The following is a 21,590-nucleotide window of genomic DNA, read 5'->3' as shown; positions in this document are numbered from 1 at the left end:
ACCGCACGAGGAGTGCCAAGCAGAATGCCCCGCTCGGGGTTCGACTCTTCGGTCTGCCCGCCGTCTGAGCCGAAAGTTCATATGTCGGGCCGCCGAGACCTCTCGGAGCCTGCACGCCTGTGCGCTGGCCAGCTCGTCGTCAGGTCTGGTCCCGGCCCACCGGTCTCAACGAGCTATGACCCCGGTGACTCGCTCCGCCTGGCTGGGGATGCTCACTTGGTAGACATGCTCGTGATGCCAGGTCAGGTACCGCTGGGCTGGCCAGACCGCGTCTGTGGGGAGTAACAGACGTTCAGCTAGGGGTGGACGGCCAAAAGCTCCCCGCGCCGCAGCATCGATCCTCGCGGAGCTTTCCAGCTCGGGCCTCACGTGGATCCGCAAATCAACGTTCACGGTAAGTAAACCCGTGTCGAAGGCGACATCATGCGTAGGGCAGGCTGTTAGGCCGTTCTGGACGTCCAACCTCTCTGCGGGCTTACTAGTTCTCCATGGCTTGATGTGACTGGCTACGAGCATTCGACGGGCTCTCTTACCACCAGCGGCAACGACGGACAGCCCGCAAAACACGCAGCGGTAGCCGTGATTGCGTAACACACCGGTCGCGAAACGATGCTGCCCGATCCGGGCTGCGGCCATTAAAAGTTTCTCGGTAACCCGCTCCTCAAGGTCGGGGCGCCTCTCAAGCCAGCTAGCGGACGTCCCCTGGACGACTGCCTCAACATCCGCCTGGTCGAGCTCTTCCTGACCGAGGAGATCCAGTCGGGCGTTGGCCTCCTCGAGCCCTAGAAAGTCAGGCAGCGACGATGGGCCAATACCAATGCTGCGGGCAGCGGATAGAACCAGGCGATATGTCGAGGCCAGCCGCTCCGGCGATGCGAGGAGATGAGCAGCGACCTCCACCTCATGCTTCGCCCCGTTCGGCCGGCTGCCGTCCAAGTTAGCCATCTTCGCGAGCACACTGCTGTTGGGCCTGAGGAATAGGCGCGCGAGCGTCGGGACTGGCTCTTCCGCCATGTGGCTGGTGGAACCTCCGTAACGACGGTGGTTGACCAGCAAGCTCGCGGCAAGACATAGGAGCGTCTCGACGGGCAGGAAATTCACCTGCCGCCCCTCGACCACCGGATTCCGCTCCTTGATCTGGTTCCATTGATCGCAGGCCGCCGACGGCGTCAGATCCAGGTACTCCCGCACTTCGGGCACGCTTCCTCCTCAGCTTGAAGCTAGGGCCAAAGGGACAGGACTCTAGAACCTGTCCACGATCGGATCGCTTTCTCGCGATCGATCGCGAGTGGTAAATGTCACGAGCCTAGATTCGCGGCCAGTTGCCGTTGACGGCGCCACGAGGTGGAAGGCCATTGTCACCTTGCCAGGGTCGACTTCGTCTCCCGATTCCCCGGGCAGGAGAGCAGAACCATCTACCTTTCGTGGCACGACCGGGTAGACAAGGACCGCACCGGTCCGCGACCTGACCAGGTCGTTCGCGATAGGATCCCCAATGGTGCCGAAGCCGCGCTTGATGACCTGGATCGGGTGCCTGTGTCGCTCCTCACTAATAACGCTGAAGTAGTCTTCGCGCAGCCGTTTGCGCACGAACACACTCATAGGTCCATGACCTAGAATCCTCCGCTGGCTCGTGTCGCCCGCTTGCTGCGGGAAGATCACGACCCACTTGCTTACGTCCTCTTTCCGCAGCGAGGCGAGCCAGCGCAGGTCGGGCCTGAGGAAGTCCGGCACGGCGAAGCTAATCGACTCCAAGACACTCAGCAGAACGGGATGCGAAACGCTCCCGATCAACGCCTCGTATTTCCAGTTCTTTGGCTCGCCGTACAGCGACACGCGCTCACTGACCGCTTCGATAAGCGGCAGGAAAGCCTCGGTGTTCTGACGGGCCGTCGCCATGCTCGACGGAAAGCACCGCGGCTCCACCGGGATCCCTGGCGACCGGCGTTCCGTTAGCTGAGCGTTGTACATCTTATTTGCGGCCGTGGGCTTGAGCCAGTACAAATGCTGAGCCACCAGTGGCGGAATCTGTGCTGGCGTTATCTGTCGCCCGCCTTCCACTGGCTCGGAGTACCGCCGAAGTTCTGCTCGGAAGTGTTCCTCGTCCAGGCAGCTCGCCTCGAACGCCTCATGCAAGATCGGCGTGATGTATAGACGGACCAGGTCCCGGTAGTTCGGACGGAAGCCAAACCACCGGCCCATCTGCATCAGCGTATCTTGCTGCTTTGTCAAACGTCGATAATAGGAAACAGTGAGTCCTTCGACAGTAAAGCCACGGGCCAGTTTGTTGCCGCCTACGAGCACGCGCCAAACGGATCGCTTGTCGAAGTCGATTTCCTCTTTCTCCGCGTCCTTCTCGCTGTTGACGACAATAACAGGGTCGCCCGAATGGCCGATCCGCCGCACCGATTTCGCAACGTACGGGGCGAGCTCGTCGTAAGTCGCCGGAGTCGGGAGCTGCGGAGCAACGGCCGCACTCACCGGAAGTAGGTCCTTCTCATAAAGGTGCCGAAGACGGGAACCACTCGCGGGAGAGTAGTAGCCCGACTTCCGCCAGAGGTCTCGCAGCACCGAGGCTTGTTCGCGGTGCTTAACAGTCTTCATCGCTTCGTGAACCAGCATCGTGTGATGAATGTAAGGAGGAAGGCCCTGATCCTCCCGATAGAGCTTTACCGCTCCAGTTAGTACGAACATGTCTAGAGCTTCAAGAAGCCGCAAGTCTTCGTCTGCATCGTCAGGGCTGAGCGGCCGAACGTGAGCCATTTCCTTTGAGTTCGCGAAGTTGGGGCCTTCTTCGCCGAAGGAAGCGTCAATGTCGTGGAAGTCTTCGGCTCCCATGTACTCCTGTGGTCGCTCCAGCGAAATTAGGAAGTCCTTCGGGAAGATGTTCTCGGCGTCGCTTGGATCGATGAAGACGTTGGCGAACGGTGTAGCGGTATAGCCGACATACTGCGCTCGAGGCAACAGCACCAGGAGCTCGGCGATGACCTTATTGATCGCGGTTCTTTCGATCTGATCCTCTGCCCATTTCTTGGGGTTGCTGGTATTCGGCGAAGCCTGGTCTGACTCGTCGTCGACGATGAGGGCAGGAATCTCGCCGAGTCTGGCGGTGATCTTTCCTAGATCTTTTACAAGCTTCCGGAGGACCAGCCCGTTCTTCTTCACGACTAGCAACCGCGCATCGCTCGGCAACAGGTTACTGGGGTCAAAGTATGGACGAGCACGCTCACGGCGCTCAAAATCAAGGGCGCTAATTCCCTGTTGAAGACTCCGATAATCAAAGCTCCGAGTCGTGAGTCGGATGATGTCAGGACGACCGACGTCGGAAGGGCGGCAGCCGTGCTGAAGGAACCTGCCATCAATCCAATCCGGGTCATCGTGGTAGTCAAACGACTCGGTATCATCCTCCGAAATGCCTCGCAGGAGATTCTCCCGACCCGCCAGTTCCATATCGAGGCGACGTTGGGTCTGGGTCCGCAGCAAGTCCGTCGTGCCGGTCAGCACGACTATGAGCCGATACCCCGCGTCGATGGCCTTGGCGATTACCCCTGTGAAGTTGGCCGTCTTGCCACTCTGGACATAACCGACTACCAACCCCTTCGCCTGGTGCCTTTCGGGCCGAGTGGGATCCGCGAGTCGTTCGACGACGCTAGTAGTCGCAGCGTCAAGCCTCGCGATCGCCTCCGCTCCAAATCCCCGCCTCTCGGCTAGATGTTGCCTGTAGGCAGCCCAATAGAAGTTCCGCTCGTGACGAAGCTCCTCCGTATACCAGGGCTCCCACTCTTTGTCGATGACCATAAGATCACTGGATGCCACAGGGAACAGGTCGGCGAAGAGGTCCGCTGTCTTCTCGTCAACTCCGAGCAGCGCAATGGTGCGCGTGCGTCGTTCCTGCGTTCGGGGGAGCGTTCCCGCAGCCCAACTTGGTTTCTCTTCCGCGTCCCAGGTCGCGAGCCGCAGGTGGAGGTCCTTCCTGAGGGCGTCGTCGGGCTGGGCCGCAGCGAGGTGTCCGCGCAAGGCGTCGTCACCAAGGACGACGCCGCCGTCGCTCGACAAGGCTGCCGCAAGGACATGGAAACCACGCGGACCTGTAAGGTCCATCGGGCGAAGTGCCTCGCGATAGGCATTAGATATTGCGGTCACAGCTGATTCACCTCGAAAGCGATGGCATCGGCAAGCAGAGTTGGGACACAGGGGCCGATCATTTGGCCGGTCAGGTCAATTTGGTAGCGGACGCCGGTGATAGCGGACAGGCTCACGCCGGATTTTTCTAGTAGCGTAGGGGTGAGGGCGGGAAAGTCCCCGGACACCGAGTAGGCCGCGGAGGGGAACCTCCGACGCCACCGTCTACGGCAGAGTTCTGTATAGGGGTCAACCCATCCAGAGGCAGCCAGGCGCTCGTCCAGTTGGTCCAGCACGTCGGCCTCCGACGCGGCTGTGCGCGCCGCCATCACCAGGTCACCGATGCACCACCCATCGTCCGGGCTAGCCTCGGTGAGCTGATAAGAGACCAGCCACAGGGGCCGATCTGCAGTTGGCTGCAGTTGGGTTAGTGATCGGATCCAATGGACTCGGTCTTCAGACGACGTCGTCTTGACCTCAACATCGAACCCACTGAGACCGTAGTCGTGCTCCTCGCCGTGGGGGCCCCGCCAGGCGGCCACCGCGAGCTCAGGACCGACGGCCTTACACAACCCCAGTAGCATCAGCAGCTCCCCAGCTAGCCCGAGTTCGCGGTCCCTGGGAAGCGCCTCGTCTCGCGTCAGCAGCTTGCCGAGCGAACGCAATGTATCGGATACGGCAGCGCTGAACGTCAGGCCTTGGAGCTGAACGCGATCGGCGATGGAACATAGCACTGGGTACGCGTCGATGAACAGCCTCGGATCGGTGACCCGGATCTGGAGAAACGGCCCAGAGGAGGCATGCCCGGAGATGACGCGCACATGCTCCAGGCCCGTCTTGAACGGCGTCTCGTGCATGCGTCGGGGCGCCCGGAGGGCCAACGCCGGCGCGTCTGGATCGATTGTGAGGACGAGCCGGGGATCGCCATCAATGGGCTGCTCGATCAGCACGCTCTTGCGCAGATACTGCGCGAAACCCGCAAGGCTGAGGTGCCGCGATCCGCTGATCATCCTTTCTCACTTCGGGACATCTCTGCTCGTGCAGCAGCGGTGAGGACCTCTTGCCAGAGAGCTAAGTTGTCCTTGTCTTTGGGGCCCAGGTACTCCCCTTGGAAGACTTCTTCCGCGAGGAGGTAGAGCAGGGCTTTCACCAGGGGAGCGTCGTTGAGCCCTCCGCGTCGGCCTACCAACAGAGCCGCGCGGTAACGATCATTAAGCCAAAGCACATTCTCTTCGCGGTCTACAGCGAAGAAATCGAATCCCTCCAACCGCCGCCACCGGATGTCAAGGGGCCTCTCGTTATCAATGAACGGGACCTCGTCCGCGATTGCCCGCTTGAGCGCCCGATCGAAGCCCTTGCCGGGCGGATGCATGCGCCGTCGGTTGCGGCTTCTCTCCCGAGACTTCTTGTAAATGCTCTCGGCGTCGCGTAGGTAGTCGGCGATCGTGGTGCCATCCTCAGCGACTGCGGCTTCAACGAGGTGGGCGAACTCGGGCCCGACTGTGACACGGGACTTCTCCGGGTTCATTTGAAAGAGCCCGGCAACGTCGTCTTCAATGTCGACTTCGACTCGCGCGAGCTGTAGACGAGGGTCCGCGACGGTTACCCCGTCCCAGCCGCCGGCGTGCAGCAGGCGATCGCGACGGTAGAAGTAGAGTCCCTGCCGCTCGATCTGCCCCCCAGGCAGTCTGAAGTGCTCAGTCTTCGAGCGGGCTGGCCAGATGTGGCAATTGAAGTCGAGTCGGTGACCGTCCACGGCAGCGACGAGCCGCTTCGGGTAGTCGGGGTGCCCCGACTTGTGGTAGGCGAAGGGATCGAGGGCAGCCACGTCGAAGGGCGGCCCCGTCAGGGCGCTAGTCACGTCCTCCACGTCTACCCTGATGCCCACGCGCTGCCCTGCGATCAGCCGATGGAACACTAGGCCAAGGTGATTGAGGATCCTGGTGGTGGCGGCTGTAACGAACTCTTGCACGCGTACGGGATCGTCCGTCACCGGGAAGCCTGTGACGTCATCCCACCGGATAACCGTCCCATGATCCGCCAGGGCTACACCCCAAGCACGACCCAGTTCTGCCGCCGCGAAATCGGGGGGAACGACATCGCAGCAGAAGTCCTGGCGGCCGCTGAGCCGCCAGCGGCGACCGACCGCTTCGCTCCCAGCCGCTCGTGACAGCACTGTCAGGCTCCGCGCTTGGCTGAAGGAGGATGCCTTCATGCCCAGGCCGAACTTGCCGAGGTCGGCAGAGCCGTACTCCCGTCGGCCGCCGATCGTCATCGCGTTGTCAATGACGTCGCCGCGCATGCCCTTGCCGTTGTCCGCCACGTAGAGCGTGCGGAGGCGCCCGTCGCGCTGCATGAACCGAATCAGCACCTGGTCGGCGCCGGCATCGACCGAGTTATCAACCAGGTCAGCGAGGGCCGTTTCGATACTGTGGTTGCGCCCGAGGCCGTCGAGCGCATGCGGATCCGGAGGCAGCTCGACGGAACCACTGGTGGGAACCTCCTCACGCCAAGGAGAGTCCGCTACGCCCGCATCTGGCGTGAACCCGATCGCCGCCAGATCAGTCATGGCAACCTGCACCTTCCATGGCGCGGGGTGCGCCATCGTAGATTGGTTGGCTTCCCAGCCATAGGGGAACTTGACGGGCGCGTTGAAATGCCCCGGCTCGGTAGACGGGTGCCATCGAGCAGCTGAGCGATGGCCTGCCGTGCCACGACGATGCAGGCCTGCCGGTGCCGTGAGGTCAGCACGCAGAGGCGCCGCGACTCCAGGCGGGTGACTGTCAAAGGGGACGCCCTGACGGTGTTGTGCGAAGTGAGGGTCACCGGCTCGCCGCTGGCGGCGAGTTCCAGAGCGGCGCGCACGGCGACGGTCGATTTTGCCGGCCCCGGGCGGCGAGTCGACCACGACGGCCCGATGGTTGCCGGAACGCAGGTCAGCAAGGACCGCCGAGACCACACGCTCTGCCTTCGGCCCGGGCGGCAGTGTCAGCTCGGTAAGCACCGTCACCCCACTTCCCACTGACGGTGCTCGGACCTTATCGCCCGGGTCCTACCGGCGGGACCCCCGATTGTTCAGCCGTTCAGTCGGTCCCCGCCACCCTGTTTGCGCTGTCAATAGCCTCGGAAGTTGATATTGCCGCGGGACAAGCAGTGTGAGGGCGGCCACCGTTTTCCCTGGTCATCGGTGGCAACCGCCAGCCATGACAAGTAGGCCGGGGGCCAGGACCAGAGATGGATGACAGGGCCCGGATCCGGACGAGGGCTGGGTGGTGGCAACTCCGCCTGTCGGAGATCTGACAACTGCCGGGGCAAGCCGGGCCGATGGCAGCAGCGGCGTAAACCCGAAGGAGACCACCGGGGGCAAGAGCAGCCTGACCAGGCCGGCCGTCTCGATCACCATCCGCAGCAACGACGCGGATACCGGCGGGGTCGGAAGACGCCTGCGGGGAACGTGCCAACGGGCGCTGGCCGGACGCCCGACGTCAGCCATTCATTACGGGGCCGGCCTCCCACAGACTGGTGGACGCCGACCCGCAGTCGGCGGCCACCAGTCTTCAAGCGGTAAATCGCCTACTGGACGCCTACCCGCTGCTTGTTGTAGTTCCTGCCCTCACCGTCCGGCTTGTAGTTGCTCTCGACGTTGCCCGCGATGTCGATCGAGAACCAGTTGACCGTGGTATCGCTGTTCACCACGATGCTCTGGGCCCCCTCCCGCATCCCGGCCAGCGCCAGCTTGGCCGAGCTGTACGTCGGCCGGCTCCCATCAAGCGTGTAGTACACGTTTGCCGGCTCGCTCGTGCTGAATGTGAACGCCGTGGCCCCCGCCTCCTGCTTGACAACCTTCAGCGAAGTCTTCGGCTGGATCTTGTCGGTCGCGTACGCGCGGGCCACCTCGAGGATGGCGATGTTGCCGTTGGCGAACTCCATCGCCTCCTCGTGCCCCTCGGCGAACGGCGGCTGGAACCCGACCGCGCTGAACCGCCCGGTCGCCGGGTTGTAGATGTCGGCGCCGACCTCGAAGTCCCAGCCGATGATGCCCCGGTTGTACCAGTGCTCGTCGGCGCTGTTGCCGGCCGCCGAGTACAGCACGTCGGTCACCGGTCCGGTGCGGCCCGGCCAGATCGCCGTGCCCCGGTATTCCTGGACCCGGGAGAGGATGTAGTCCGAGGAGGTCCAGAAGTACGCTTCGGTGCCCTGGTCCACCCGCGGCAGCACCTCGCGCCCCTCGGCCTTGTACGCCCCCGGCGGCCACATGAAGTACCCGCCGTAGGAGTGGGTGTTCATCGAGAGCTTGATGTTCGGGAAGCTGTCGACCAGCCAGACCTCGTTGCGCGCCTCCGGCTCGGACAGCTCGCTCGGCCCGGCGAACGTGTCGCTGGTGCAGTTCGTCGCCGACGCGCCGACGTAGCCGTCGAAGACGGAGCCGACTGAGAAGTTCCGGTTGACGTCGACGCCCCAGGCGTTGCGGCGGCCCGGGTCCGCGTTGGAGGCCGGGCAGTAGTTGGTCATGTTCCGCCGCTGCATGTTGTAGTCGTACATGCTGTAGTGCGCGCCGTCGGGGTTGACGACCGGCAGGATGAAGATGTCCAGGTCGTCGACGATCTTGCGGGTGTCCGGGTCCTTGGCGTAGTTGCGCAGCAGCCGCTCGGCGGACTCCACGCATACCAGCGGGGTCACCCATTCCCGGGCGTGCTCCTGGCAGTAGAGGAAGACACCGACCTTCGAGCCGTCGCGGTGCTTGCCGATGCGCAGCACCTTCATCTGGAACGGCTCGCGGGACACGCTCGCCGGCGCCTTCAGGTTGTCGGTCAGGTTGGTCACCGGAGCGGCGGCCATCACGCCGGCGCCGGCGTTGCCCCGGTACGTGCTGGCGGTGAGCGGCTTCGCGGCGTCGGCGTTGCCGTTGACCGCGGCGACGACCTGCGCGGCCGTGCTGGTGATCGCGCCGGAGCCGTCGGTGGCCAGGCGCACCGTGACGGCCTTGCCGGACACGCTCACCGTCAGCGGGGCGTTCGCCGTGCCTGGGTCGACCAGCGCCATGCTGACGTCGTTGCCGCCCTCGGAGCCGTACGCCTTGGAGGTGACGTAGACGGTGCTCGCCGCGGCGGTGCCGAACTGCGCCTGCGCGTTGCGCCGGTAGCCGTTGGTCTTGTACGGCAGGTCGATCAGCTCGGTCAGCTTCGGGAACTCGGCGGCGAGGCCGGTGAACCGCGCGGTGACCTCGGTCGGGTCCATGTAGTGGTCGACGAAGTCCGACACGTACGGGTGCTTGCCGGGGTCCTTGCGCGGGCTGCCCAGCCACTTCGCGACGTCGACCGTGGCCGAGCCGCCCTTGTTGCTGGTGATGGTGGCCCTGGCCGGTGCGGCGGTGATGGGGACCGGGTTGCTGAACCGGTGGTACATGTACTGGCCGGCGTCGGTGAACCGGGACATGGTGGCGGTGCCGCCGGAGCCGATCGCCGTGCCGGGTCCGCTGTCCCAGCTGGCCGTGAGCACCGTCGTAGAGTCGGTGCCGGCGCTCGACTTCACCTCGACGTTGAGGAAGAGCTGGTTGTCGAGGCTGGAGAACCATTCGGCCCGCAGCACGGTCAGGGTGTCGGTGGTGGCGGTCGCCGCCGTCGCGGCTCGGATGGAGGCGGACCGCTCGGCCAGGTTCTGCGCGTAGTCGCTCTGGTCGGAGATGGCGTCCTGCACGTCGAAGCCCTTGTCGCGCAGCGCCTGGCTTTCCTCGGGGCTGAGGATGGCGTGCACCTCGATGCCGTTGTCGACGGGTTTGACGTATTCGGCGAGGTCGACGCCGAGGGCGTTGAGGCGGTCGATGCCCGACTTGTCGGCGACGACGATGCGCATCAGGCCGACGCCGTTCTGTTCGCCGGTCGATGACCGGTCGGGGGCCACGGCGTTGTCCGTCGTCGGACTGGCGAGGCCGGGTGCGCTGACGGCGAGCGCCAGCGGTAGGGCGAGCAGTGCCAGGAATCGGCGCGGTCCGTTGGATCTTTGTGTACTCCTCATGAGAGTCCTTCCGGCGAGGCGATCCAGAAGGCCGCGCAGTCGAGGCGTCGGGGTGGGTCACCCCCGGCTGCCGCAGCTGCGCAAAGTGTGACGCGATCCTCACGATCAGTCAAGATCGATGTAGCGGGCGACGCGCCGAGCGCCCCCTACACCCCCGCCACGCTCGCCGGCTCCGGCGGCGTATGCCGCCCCCTGACCGGCCGCTCGTCCCCATGCCCCGGCCACCACGCCTTGTGCCCGATCAGCGCCGTCAACGCCGGCACGAGGAACATCGACATGACGAACGCCGACAGCACGATCCCGATCGCCACCGCGAACCCCATCTGCTGCAGGAACGAGATCGGCGCCAGCATCAGCACCCCGAACGTCCCGGCCAGGATCAGCCCGGCCGCCGCGACCGTAGGCCCAGCATGCTCCACGCCGATAGCGGGCCGCCTCATGCGGCTCGTTGCCCTCCCGCGCCTCCTCCCGCAGCCGCGCGATCATCAGGATGTTGTAGTCCGTCCCGATCGCCACCACGAAGAGATAGAGGATGATCGGCAGCTGGAAGGTCACCCCGGGCTGGTCCTGGAGCCCCTGGAACACGTAGACCGTCGCGCCCAGGGTCGCCGCGAAGTTGAGCAGCACCGCGATCACCAGATAGATCGGCGCGACCAGGCTGCGCAGCAACAGCGCGAGGATGAGCGCGATCAGCCCCGCCGCCACCGGCAGGATCACCGACAGGTCCCGGTTGTTCGCCGAGTTGATGTCCGCGAAGATCGCGGTGGTTCCGCCGACCAGCGCCCGGGTGCCGGGCGGTGCCGCCGCGTGCACGGCGTCGCGCAGGTCGTCCCGGACGAGCGCGATCGCCTCGTTGGAGACCGGGTTCTCATTCAGCAGCAGGTTGACCCGGGCCACGCTCGGGTCGCTGCTCCGCTCCGGCGGCTGCGCCCGGCCCACTCCCGGGGCCTTCGCCGCGGCCGCCGCGAAGTCGTTGACCTGCTGCTCGGTCAGCGGCGTCCCGTTGCCGGTGGTCAGGTAGACCTCGGTGGGGGCGAGGGCACCGGCGGCGAACCCGCGCTGCAGGTCCTTCGCGGCCTTCGCCGACTCGGTGTCCTGCGGGAAGCCGGCGCTGAAATCGTAATCGGCCTTGTAGCCGAGCACGCCCGCGGCGAGCGCGACCAGCAGGGCGCCGGATGCCGCCGCGACGAGGGCCGGGCGCCGTCCGACGGCGGTGCCGAGGCGCCGCGACAGGGTGGCCCTGGGGGTACGCTGCCACGCCTTGGACGGCCAGAAGACGTACCGGCCGAGCAGCGAGACGACCGCCGGGATGAGGGTGAGCGAGGTGATCAGCATGACGGTGACGGCGATCGCGAGCGCGGGGCCGAGGGAGCCGAAGAAGCCCAGCGAGGCGAGGAGCAGCACGAGGAACGCGACGATGACCGCTCCCGCGGCCGAGGTGATGACCTCGCCGACCCGCTGGACGGAGATGATCATCGCGGTGCGCTTGTCGTCGTCGGCGCGCAGCCGTTCGCGGTAGCGGAAGAGCAGGAACAGGATGTAGTCGGTGCCGATGCCGAACAGCACGATCAGCAGGATCGTCTGCAGGTCCTGGCTCACGTTGAGGTCGAACGCCTTGCCGGCCGCGGCGACGAGCCCGGTCGTGATGGTCAGGACGGCGCCGACGACCACGACGGGCAGCAGCGCGGCGATGGGGCTGCGGAAGATGATCAGGATCAGTCCGATGATCAGGATGATCGTCGCGACGCCGACCACGGCGAAGGCCTTGTTGAAGGTGTCCTCGTTGTCGACGAAGCTCGCCACGTCGCCGGCCACGCCTGCGGTGAGCCCGCTGCCCGCCTGCTCCGGGCCGATGGCGGCCCGCAGATCGCGTACGGCCCTGAGCAGTGCCGGGTCGTCGGGGGTGGCCGCGTCGAGACCGACGTTGATCACCTGAACCGACTTGTCCGGCGCGACGGCCGGCGGGCCGGTGAGGTAGCCGGTCGTGTCCGGGATGTTCCTGGCCTTGAGCGACTGGGCGAACTGGCCCACCTTCGCCTCGTCGGCCGGGGTGAGCGGCTGCCCGTCGGCGCGCTTGACGACGATGGTCGCCGTGGCGGCGGCCTGCTGGGGGAACGCCTTCTGCCCGAGTTCGGTGGCCTGGACCGACTCGTAGGAGCGGGGCAGGAAGCTCTCCTGGTCGGCGGAGGTGATGTCGCTCAGCGACGGCGTGGTGAGGATGATGGCGGCGGCCGCGAGCACCCAGGCGGCGATCACCCACCAGGCCCTGCGTACGACGAATGCGCCCAGCCGCTCGAACATGGTTTCCCCCGTGTGTTCGGCACAACGGATGTCTGTGGCGCAGAGCGCCCTCGGCGCCGGCCCGTCACTCTGCTGGGTGCCCATCGCTACCCGTTGTGCAGCGTACCGTCGGTCAGCAATCCTTTTCGGACGCTTGCGGTGTGCGGCTCGGTGAGTCTCATGGGCCGTTCAGGCACCCGAGCACCGTTCCGGCGGCTGTCTACCGGGCGCCGCCCGCTCCGCCGGCGCTGCGCGGTCCGAGGCCGGCCGTGGCGAGCGGAGGCGTGGCCAGAAGGGCGTTCAGCGCGTCCTGCATGCGTTCCAGTGGCCCGTCGGCGCTGTGCAGTCCCTGGTAGAGGTCGCGGAGCACGTCGTCGGATCCGTTGGTGAAGGCCAGGATCTCGGCAAGGGACAACTGGTGGTTGAAGATCTCCGCTTCGTTGCGCCAGTCGTGCAGCATGCCGACGAGCGTTTCGTCGCGGCGTGGGGACAGCACGGCCGATGACAGCGCGGCGTTCACCGCCGACAGGTTCATCCGGGGGTAGACCTGCCGGCGAGCCGGCTGCGTGGTGCCCACGGCGAACGGCGGAGAGGCCAGGATCCTCCCGTTGTCCTGCAACTCGTCGCCGATGGCCTGGAGGGCCTCCGCGCGCCTCTCGCGACCTGCCGCCCACCGCTCGGCGACGATGCCGGTGATGCCGCCGAGCAGGCCCAGGATCTGCACGGCCGGCTCGAAGCGCGACGTGCCGGATGACCGGGTCCACCAGACGGCACTGACGACGAAGGCCACCGCCAGGCTGCCGGCGGTGACCACCATGATCCAGGTGCGTGGTGCCGTCACCCAGGGCGGCAGGGGCGCCGGGCGTGGCCGCCGCTGCGATCCGCCCGTCATTTGCCGGGGCGGCGGAACACGTCCCGGGCGGCCGTGTCGGGGCCGGTGCCGGCATCGCCGCTGGACAGCAGCATCAGGTCCATGCCGAACCGGCGGACCCGCTCGTACGCCTGGAACTGCGTGAAGGCCTCGCTCTCCACGACGAGGCCGGCCTTGGCCAGCGCGGCGGCCAGGGCCTTGAGCTGATATTTCCGGGTGATGAGCAGGCGGATGGTGTCGCCGCTCGGGAAGTGGACCTCGCTGCGGTTCGGCAGCACGATCTTCAGGTCTTCGGCCGAGCGGTTGCAGTAGATCACCTTGATGACCAGTGACCGGCCCTCGTCGACCACCCCTTCGAAGCGGACGTAGTTCATGTTCACCGAGAGGTCGGTGTTCTGGCGCAGGGCGCTGATGACGAACTCGCGGAACACCCAGCTGGTCTCGTACTCGCGGGCTGCCTGCTGCGCCATCCTCTCGTCGAGGTGGGACGCGGTGGCCACCTCCACCAGGAGCCGGTCCTGGGGGCGCAGCAGTTGCTTGCTCAGCCGCTCGACCAGGTAGACGTCCTCGTCGAAGTTGGCCATCGTGTTGCCGAGCAGAGAAAACAGCACCGGCTCGTCCCCCATCAGCCGGTCACGCAGTTCGTTCAGCTCGGCCACGTTCTCTTCGACCGAGAAGTCGAGTTGCACGGGAAGCAGTTGATTCCGGAACTGCCGGAAGAAGGGCAGGGACTGTATCGGCTTCAGGCCCAGGCGCAGCATCTCCGCGCTCATATCGACGGGCACGTAATACATTTCCGGGTTCAGCGGATGGAGGTCGGCCAGAACCACGGCGTCCTTCTCCCCGGTGCCCGGGCCCAGGCTGATGTAGTGGTAGGGCCGGCCGTTGTGCCGGGAGTGCAGGTTCCGCCAGCGCCGGCCGAAGGTCTCGATCCCGTCCCGCATGACGGGGTAGTTGGGGTCGGTGCAGGCTCGCTGCCAGTTGACCGCCGGCTCGATCCCCCAGTAGGAATAGCCGGACACGATCCGCTTCTCGTCGCCGGTTGACGAGAAGGGCCGCTGCAGCTCCGCGGCCAGCTCATTGAGCTTCCGGGACTGGTCTTCTCCCACCAGGCACAGCGACCAGGAGAACTCGGTTTCCGAAATGACTTTCTCGAGCCTGCGCAGAAGCTTCAACTGTTCCCTGGCCTGCTGATCCATGTTGTGCCATCCCCCGAGCGAGGTCGGACCGGTCCCCCATGCTCCGCCCGCCAACCTTAACAGCGCGAAAGTCTCCTCAGTGGACCCAGAAAGCGGCTGATGATCTAGCGCGGCGGGGGGATGCCCGTACCGGGTGACAAGGTCGCGGAACCCGCGGCGGGCCGACGCGGGAGTGCCTAGCCTGACGGAGAGGCGCGAAAGGGGGCATCGTGGCGAACGTGGTCTGGGACGCGCTGGACGGCGTCCGCGAGGTCGAGATCACCGTGACCGGCCGGAAGACCGGCCGGCAGATCACCCACCCGGTGTGGTTCGTGCTGGACGAGGACAGCGTCTTCCTGGTCCCGGTGACCGGCTCGGACAGCCAGTGGTACAAGAACGTCCGGCAGACCCCGATGATCGAGGTGACGGCGAACGGCACGGCGCTCAGTTCGAGCGCCACCCCGATCACCGAGGCCGACCGGGTCGAGCACGTGGTCGAACTTTTCAAGGCCAAGTACGGCGCCGACACGGTGGAGAGCTACTACCCGAAGCACGACGTGGCGGTCCAGGTCCCGCTCGGATAGCCGGCCTAGTCGTTATGAAACGGCGCCTGAGTGCGCGAGTACGGGCCATAGCTGCACACCCGGTAGTCGCGGTCAGAGCCTCCCCGGCGATCCTTTCCGAGGAGGCTCTGACCACTGCTGGCGGACCGGTTCGGCTATCTCACAGGCGCGGGTCCTCCTGGACCTTCAGGGCGTTGAGGATCGGGTCGCGCTCGCCGATCTCGCTGCGGAGCTCGATCTTCAGATCGCCACCGGCGTGCTCGACGGTGACCGTGTTCATGTCCGCGGTGAGCGCACCCGCCTTCGCCTGCACGTCGTGGTCGTAGAGCACGACCTTGCCGTCGACCAGAACATCGAAGGTACGCATGCCGGCCTTGACCTTCTCGATCTCCGCGAAGTCGAGGCCGATCCGGTACGTCCCGGCGGGCGCGTCCTTGAACACGTAGGTGAACGTCTTGCCGGTCCGCTGGGTGCGGAACAGGTCGTCGTCCTCCGTGCGGCCGATGTCGGCCTTGGTGGCACGCGCCGCGCCGCCGACGTAGCCCCACGGCCGCGAGCCGAGCTCCTGGTCCGGCGACCAGACGAAGCCGTCGGTGCCGACGTACCCGGATCCGCCCACGTCGACGCCCTGCCAGTAGGCCGAGGTCGCCAGGCGGACCGGCTTGAGCTGGACCTCGCCCTTGCCGGCGTTCGAGGCCACGAGCACGTCCCCGACGAGCACACCGGGCTCGACGCCGGCGTTGTCGGCCGTCGCCGTGACCGTGGTGGACTCGCCGACCGCGAGCGTGACCGTGCCGGTTGCGGCCGCGCCCGTGAGGGTCAGCCACGGAAGGTCGGCGGCCTCGTGCCCGCGGTCGCTGGTGCGTTTCTGTTCGCTGAGCCGCACCTCGAGCGGGGCGGAGCCGGTGTTGGTCACGGTCACGTCGGCCGTCGCCTTCTGGCCCTTGTCGAGGAGCCAGTCGAAGTCACCTCCGGTGACGGTGGCGATGCCCGTGGTCAACGCCGTGTCGACCACCTCGGCCTGATCCTTCTTGGGGATGGTCACGGGGTGGCTGGCCGTGACGTAGTTCGGCGCCTCGACCTGCACGGTGTTCTCGCCGACCAGCGCCTGGGCCTTCCACCGGCCCTTCGCGTCGGCCGTGATGACCCGCTCACCGTTCGGCCCCTTGAGCGTGACGATCGCGCCCTCGATCGGCTTGCCGTCGTTCTTGTCGGTGACGGTGCCCTCGATCGTGCCCGCGGCCGGGAGGGTGTACTCCAGCCCCAGGCCGGCCTTCAGGACGGGCTGGTTGAAGGAGTACTGGCCCGCGGGGTTGCGCGTCAGGCTCTCCACACCGACCGTCGCCGACGACCCCCGGGTGAGGGGGTTGTCGCCGCCGACACCGTCGCCGTACCCGATCTGGACGCGGCCGTCCGCGATCAGGGTGACCGAGAAGCTCACGCGAGCCGTCTGGTCGTCGTAGAAGGTGGCGTTGCGCCACTCGATGACCTCAGCGGCCAGGCCGTCCACCTCGGTCCTGCCGAAGTAGATGCCCGCCTCGTCGTCGACGACCAGGTCGTCCCAGAGCGGATAGATCGCGTCGAACGCGTACGGCGACGGCAGCTCCGTGTTGTTCCCCACGGCGCTGGCCTGGTCGAAGATCAGCTGGCCGTTCGTCGTCACGCACACGCCGTCCCAGGCCGTGTCGTAGAACGGGAACAGGAAGCTGGAGTCGAACCACAGCACGCCGCAGACGTCATCGCCGTGCCACCCGGACTCCTCCGCACCCTGGCGGTAGAGCCCGTCGGTCACCTTCATCGAGTACGAGCGACCGGCGGGGGCCACCGGCACGGGGCCCGGCTCCGGCTGCTCGGGCTGGGGCTCCGGCTCCGCCTTGTCTGCGCGCGGGTCGAGCGTCACACGCAGCGCGGCGATGGTCGGGGCCTTCAGGCCCTTCGAGCCCCGTAGCTCCACGGTCAGCGGACCGCCCTCGTGTTTCACGACGGCGGTGCGCCAGTCGGCGGCGTTCGGCCCCACGGCCGCGGCCGCGTCGTAGGCGTAGTCCGTCAGCGTTCCGTCCACGAGGACGTCGAACACCCGCTTGCCCTTGGCCACGTTCTCGATCTCGGCGAACCCGAGGTCGATCGCGTAGGTGCCCTTGGGCGCGTCGGGGAAGCGGTAGAACAACTGCTTGTCCGCCGTGGTGCGCTGCGACTGGAACAGGGCGTCGTCCGTCGTACCTTCGATCCCGGACTGCGTGGAGGCGACCTTCGTCTTCCCCTCGTAGCCCCACGCCTCCTTGCCGGCGGCCTGGTCCCCGGACCAGGTGTAGCCGGAGCCGTCGGTGAACTTTGAGCCGCCGGCGTTGACGCCGACCTGGTACTTCGTGGTCGTGAGCGTCACCGGCACGTACGTCTTGGACTGCCGTCCGGAGTCGGACCGCAGCACGATGTTCGCGCCGAGGACCCCGGGCTTGGCGTCCTTCGAGGAGATCGAGACCTTGACGGTCGTCGACTGGCCCGGGGCGAGGGTGCCGCCGGTCGAGGACAGCGACAGCCACGGCAGGTCGGTGAGCAGGTCGTCCTCGACGTCGACCAGCACGACGTCATCGGCGACCTGGTCCGCCGCCCACAGCGCCCCGGTCGAGTCGGTCTCGAGGCCACCGCCCTGGGTCGGCTTCTGGCCCGGGAACCACCACGCGTTGACCAGCGAGCAGTCGTCGGGGTCGACCTGCAGCAGGCGGGTGGGCCTGTTGAAGGTGAGGTCGGTGTACCAGATGGTGTCGGATGCCTGGTTGTAGGCCAGGCCCATCACCTCGGGCAGCGGAGGGGCGCAGAAGGACAGCAGCGCCCCCGCGTTGTCGTGCGACGTCCCGGCGACGGTGCCGATCATGCCGTTCGCCCGGCCGCCGACGTAGAACACGTCCTCCGTCGGGTTGTAGGCGAGGCCGGTCAGCTGCAGCGTGGACCAGTCGCCCTTGATCTGCCGGGTCTCCTTCCCGGTCTCCCGGTCGAAGCAGTGGATGTAGCTGGCCGGGCTGTCCTCCATCTGGCACATGTCACCGGTCTTGGTGTCGAGCGCCATGTCGAACGCCCGGTACGCGGGGTTCCACGACGCGTCGAAGACCTTCCCGGTCGGCTTGCCCGCCACCGTGTAGGCGGTGTTGGTCCGCTCGTTGTAGTCGTGGACCCAGACGTCACCGTCGTACCCGATGCCGGAGGGCTCCTTCTCCTGGATGGTGCCCGGGATGGCGATCCGGGTGATGACGTCTCCGCCGGCGGTCGGGCCGACCTTGCCGGCCGCCTGTGCTTCCGCAGCGCTGGACGTCGCCGCCTTGCCGTCGGCGTTCGACGGCTTCATGCCGCTCGCACCGGCCTTCCAGGCGGTGAGGTCGATCGTGCTGGCCGCACCCGTCCCGGTGCGCGCGGTGGCGCCGGTGGCGTCAAGCTCGGGGTGGCGCGCGGCCTCGCCCAGGTCGTACGTGAGCGGGGCGGAACCGGTGTTGGTCAGCGTCAGCGAGCCCACACCGTTCTGGTCGGTGCCCATCACGGCGTCGAGGCCGCTCGCCTTCAGACCGGCGACGCCCGTGGTGAGGCGCGCATCGACCGTCGCCTTCGCGTAGAGCTTGTCGAGGGTGAAGTCGTACGACCCCGTCACGTAGTTCGGCGCCTCGACCGTCATCGTGTAGTCGGCGACCGGCAGCTGCCGGTGCACGATGCCCGTCGCGTTGGTCGTGACGCTCTCGACGAGCCCGTTCTTGTTCGTGAAGGAGACCTTGGCCCCGGACACCGGCAGCCCGTCGTTCTTGTCGACGACAGTCGCGTCGAGGTAGCCCCAGTCCGGAAGGTCGTAGGTGACGATCATCCCGTCGTGGAGCACCGGGACGTTGTCGGAGAACCGGATGCCGTCCACGCCGGCCCAGCCCTGGATGCCGGTGATGGTGCGGGCGCCGCCGGTCACCGGGTCGTCGGTCCCGATGCCGTCGCCGTACCCGAAGATCACCTTGCCCGAGCGGGTGAGCGCGGCCGAGAAGCTGACCGGCTCCGTGTACTCAGACCGGATCGGATAGGCCCAGATCTTGGCGTTGCGGAACTCGACGACGAACGCGTCCTCGCCGTCGACCTTGGTGGCCGACGTGAAGACTCCCCCGCCCGGGGCGAACTCGACGGGGGACGTGACCCAGAACGGGAAGATGCCCGCACCGCCGCTGCCGGGTCCGGTGGAGGTGTCCGGGGAGATCACGCCGCGCAGGCCGATACCGAGGGTGTCGTGGCTGCCGTTGTAGAGCGCGACCGGGAACGGCAGCTTCACCGTCGCCCACACGCCGCTGGTGAACGCGACCGGGTCGGTGCCGCGCAGGTACTCGCCTTCGGAGACGGCGCAGCTGTAGCCGCCCTTGTCGACGACGAGCCCGACCGGGATCTCCAGCGACGTGTTCTCGGTGCCGACGGTCAGCGGGAGGGACGTCGGCGAGAGGCAGGCGTTGGGCGTGACGGCGAGCCCGTACTGGCCCTCCGGCACACCGGCGATCGTGAACGCGCCGTTGGCGTCCGTGCGTACCGGCTTCAGCGGCGTGTCCTTGACGGAGACGTCGGCGTTCGGTACCGGCTGCTTCTTGTCGTCGACGACCTTGCCGCTGATGTCGTGGCGCGCGGCGGCCGTGAGCGGCAGCTTGACGGAGGTGTCCTGGCCGAGGGAGATCGTGACGTTGGCGGTCGCGGTCAGGTAGCCGAAGACCTTGGTGCTGATCTGGTAGTCACCGACCGGGAGGTTGATCTTGAACCGGCCGTCCTTGTCGGTGCCGATGGACCGGCTGAACGGTCCGCTGATCGTCACGTCGGCGGCGGGGACCGGGGCGCCGTTGGCGGTGACGACACCGGTGAGGGTGCCGCCCTGCCGGGGCGCGAGCTCGAGCAGGCGGACGAGGTCGAGCCGGCCTTCGCCGTACTTGTTGTTGACGTCGGCGGTGCCGCCGCACTCGGTGTCGTCGACGTCGACGGCCGAGTCGGCGAGCAGGCGGCGGGTCTGCTCGACCTGCCCGATGAGGGTCGGGTCGTAGCTCCACAGGTCGGCGACGGCGCCGGCGACGTGGGGAGCCGCCATCGACGTGCCAGACATCTCGGTGTAGCTGTTGTTCGGGTAGGACGAACGGACGGCGACGCCCGGAGCGGAGATCTCGGGCTTGATCCGGCCACCCTCACCCTCACCCTTGCGGGAGAACGACGCGAGCGTGCCGTCCGAGTCGTACGCGCCTACGGAGTAGGCACTCTCGGCGGAGCCGGGCGAGGAGACGGTGTCGCAGGCCGCGTACGGCGAGGTGTTGCCCGATGACCAGACGCTGAAGATGCCCGCGGCGCTCCAGGCCTCGTCGATGGCCTGGAAGAAGTCGTCGAAGTTGTGCTCGACGGTCTGACCCCACGAGTTGTTGATGACGTGGGGGCGCTTGGACGGGTCAGGGTTGTTCCCGTTGACGTCGGTCGGGGCGAGCAGCCACCAGCCGGACTTGAGCAGCGACTCGACGCCGCTGCTGTCGCAGCAGCCGTTCGTCGCGATCCACTGCGCGTCCGGGGCGACGCCGACGTGCTCGGTGCCGTCGTCGCCGACCATGGTGCCCATGGTGTGGGTGCCGTGTCCGTTGTCGTCGCACGGCGCGCCCGTGCACGGGCCCCGGGTGGCCATCCAGTTGTAGTTGTGGTCGATGGTGCCGTCGGGCTTCGTGCCGCGGTACTGGTGCATCAGGGCGGGGTGGTCGAATTGGACGCCCGAGTCGAGGTTGGACACGGTGATGCCCGCACCGGTCGCGCCCATGGCCCACGCCTGGGGGGCGTGGATGGCGTCCAGACCCCACGTGGTGGTGCCTGCCTCGGCGGCGGCCTTCGGGGCGGCGGGGCGGGCAGCCTGGTCGGCGGGGACCTTCTCCTCGACGGGCTCGACCAGCGCGACCTGCGGCGTCGCGTGGATCTCGGCGACCTGCCCGACCGAGGCGACGTCGAGCGCGAGCTTCTGCGTGCCGCCCTTGACGAGCACGGCGTTGACGAGGGGGTAGGACGTGTACTTCACGCCGGCCGCGTCGAGCTCGGCGGCGACGGACGCCGCGGAGCTCTTCGCTGCCGCTTGCAGCTTGTCGTAGACGAACTGACCGCGTTCGGTCCAGTTCGCGATCTTCTTGGCGGGGGCGAGATCGGCCTTGGTGTCGAACGTGATCCAGAAGTCGGAAGCCGGCTGCGTGCGGAAGCGATCCTTCAGGTTGGACGCGATCTTGTTGGCGGCCGCGCCGGGATCTGGCTCAGCGGCGGATGCCGGTAAGGGCTGGATCATGCTCAGGCCGACCGCTGCGGCCAGCGAAGCCGCGAGGGCTGTGAGTCTCATGGGGGTCCTTCCGCCTACAGGGGTTGGTAGGGGTCGTGGCTCTCGTGGTCGTCGGCACCGTCGGCGTCGTGGGCGTCGGAGGCGTCGCGGGCGCTGAGGCGCGGCTCGCGCGACAACTCGAGAGGTGGCTGGTGCTCGCTGGCGGAGTCGTCACGCGCGACAGGTAGCTCAGGCATGCATTGGCCTACGGCTATGGATCATGCAGTCATGCT

General features: G+C 66.8%; 11 protein-coding genes. 1 reads left to right on the top strand and 10 read right to left on the bottom strand.

All coding sequences use genetic code 11. The annotated features are described in order from the left end of the window. Nucleotides 1-165 precede the first annotated feature (165 nt). The 8 genes from AC0OLQ_RS06740 to AC0OLQ_RS06705 all read right to left on the bottom strand — a co-directional run bounded on the left by AC0OLQ_RS06740 (nucleotide 166) and on the right by AC0OLQ_RS06705 (nucleotide 14,487). Nucleotides 166-1,200 (bottom strand): HNH endonuclease, encoded by a 1,035-nt coding sequence (locus tag AC0OLQ_RS06740; RefSeq protein ID WP_484530632.1) that lies wholly within the window; start codon nucleotides 1,198-1,200, stop codon nucleotides 166-168. 42 nt (nucleotides 1,201-1,242) lie between these two features. Then, on the bottom strand, nucleotides 1,243-4,143 hold the full coding sequence (locus AC0OLQ_RS06735; protein ID WP_484530631.1) for a Z1 domain-containing protein: 2,901 nt from the start codon (nucleotides 4,141-4,143) through the stop codon (nucleotides 1,243-1,245). Further along, on the bottom strand, nucleotides 4,140-5,132 hold the full coding sequence (locus AC0OLQ_RS06730) for a PD-(D/E)XK motif protein (RefSeq protein ID WP_484530630.1): 993 nt from the start codon (nucleotides 5,130-5,132) through the stop codon (nucleotides 4,140-4,142). The genes AC0OLQ_RS06735 and AC0OLQ_RS06730 overlap by 4 nt, the downstream gene beginning before the upstream one ends. After that, complete coding sequence (locus AC0OLQ_RS06725) at nucleotides 5,129-6,691, bottom strand: ATP-binding protein (RefSeq protein WP_484530629.1); 1,563 nt, start codon at nucleotides 6,689-6,691, stop codon at nucleotides 5,129-5,131. The genes AC0OLQ_RS06730 and AC0OLQ_RS06725 overlap by 4 nt, the downstream gene beginning before the upstream one ends. Nucleotides 6,692-7,695: 1,004 nt before the next feature. Next, a complete protein-coding gene (locus tag AC0OLQ_RS06720; RefSeq protein ID WP_484530628.1) occupies nucleotides 7,696-10,137 on the bottom strand; it encodes a M14 family zinc carboxypeptidase in 2,442 nt (813 codons plus the stop codon). Nucleotides 10,138-10,242: 105 nt separating this feature from the next. Further along, nucleotides 10,243-12,438, bottom strand: a complete 2,196-nt coding sequence (locus tag AC0OLQ_RS06715) for an MMPL family transporter (RefSeq protein ID WP_484530627.1) — start codon at nucleotides 12,436-12,438, stop codon at nucleotides 10,243-10,245. 199 nt (nucleotides 12,439-12,637) lie between these two features. After that, nucleotides 12,638-13,234 carry a hypothetical protein gene (locus AC0OLQ_RS06710; protein WP_484530626.1) on the bottom strand — a complete coding sequence of 199 codons (597 nt, stop codon included), beginning with the start codon at nucleotides 13,232-13,234 and terminating at the stop codon, nucleotides 12,638-12,640. A 71-nt stretch (nucleotides 13,235-13,305) separates the two neighbouring features. Beyond that, a complete protein-coding gene (locus AC0OLQ_RS06705; RefSeq protein WP_484530625.1) occupies nucleotides 13,306-14,487 on the bottom strand; it encodes an L-histidine N(alpha)-methyltransferase in 1,182 nt (393 codons plus the stop codon). Nucleotides 14,488-14,696: 209 nt separating this feature from the next. Between AC0OLQ_RS06705 and AC0OLQ_RS06700 the strand changes: the two genes are divergently transcribed. Beyond that, nucleotides 14,697-15,050: a nitroreductase/quinone reductase family protein gene (locus AC0OLQ_RS06700; protein ID WP_484530624.1), complete on the top strand. Its 354-nt coding sequence runs from the start codon at nucleotides 14,697-14,699 to the stop codon at nucleotides 15,048-15,050. 139 nt (nucleotides 15,051-15,189) lie between these two features. Here the strand turns inward: AC0OLQ_RS06700 and AC0OLQ_RS06695 are convergent, their stop codons facing one another. Beyond that, on the bottom strand, nucleotides 15,190-21,378 hold the full coding sequence (locus AC0OLQ_RS06695) for a S8 family serine peptidase (protein WP_484530623.1): 6,189 nt from the start codon (nucleotides 21,376-21,378) through the stop codon (nucleotides 15,190-15,192). Between the two features lie 14 nt (nucleotides 21,379-21,392). Beyond that, the gene (locus AC0OLQ_RS06690) at nucleotides 21,393-21,554 is read right to left on the bottom strand and encodes a hypothetical protein (RefSeq protein WP_484530622.1); all 162 of its coding nucleotides are present in this window, start codon (nucleotides 21,552-21,554) and stop codon (nucleotides 21,393-21,395) included. Between the last annotated feature and the right edge of the window lie 36 nt (nucleotides 21,555-21,590).

The organism is Micromonospora sp. Utrum1, from assembly GCF_057197805.1.
This window is presented reverse-complemented; position numbering and strand designations above follow the sequence as displayed.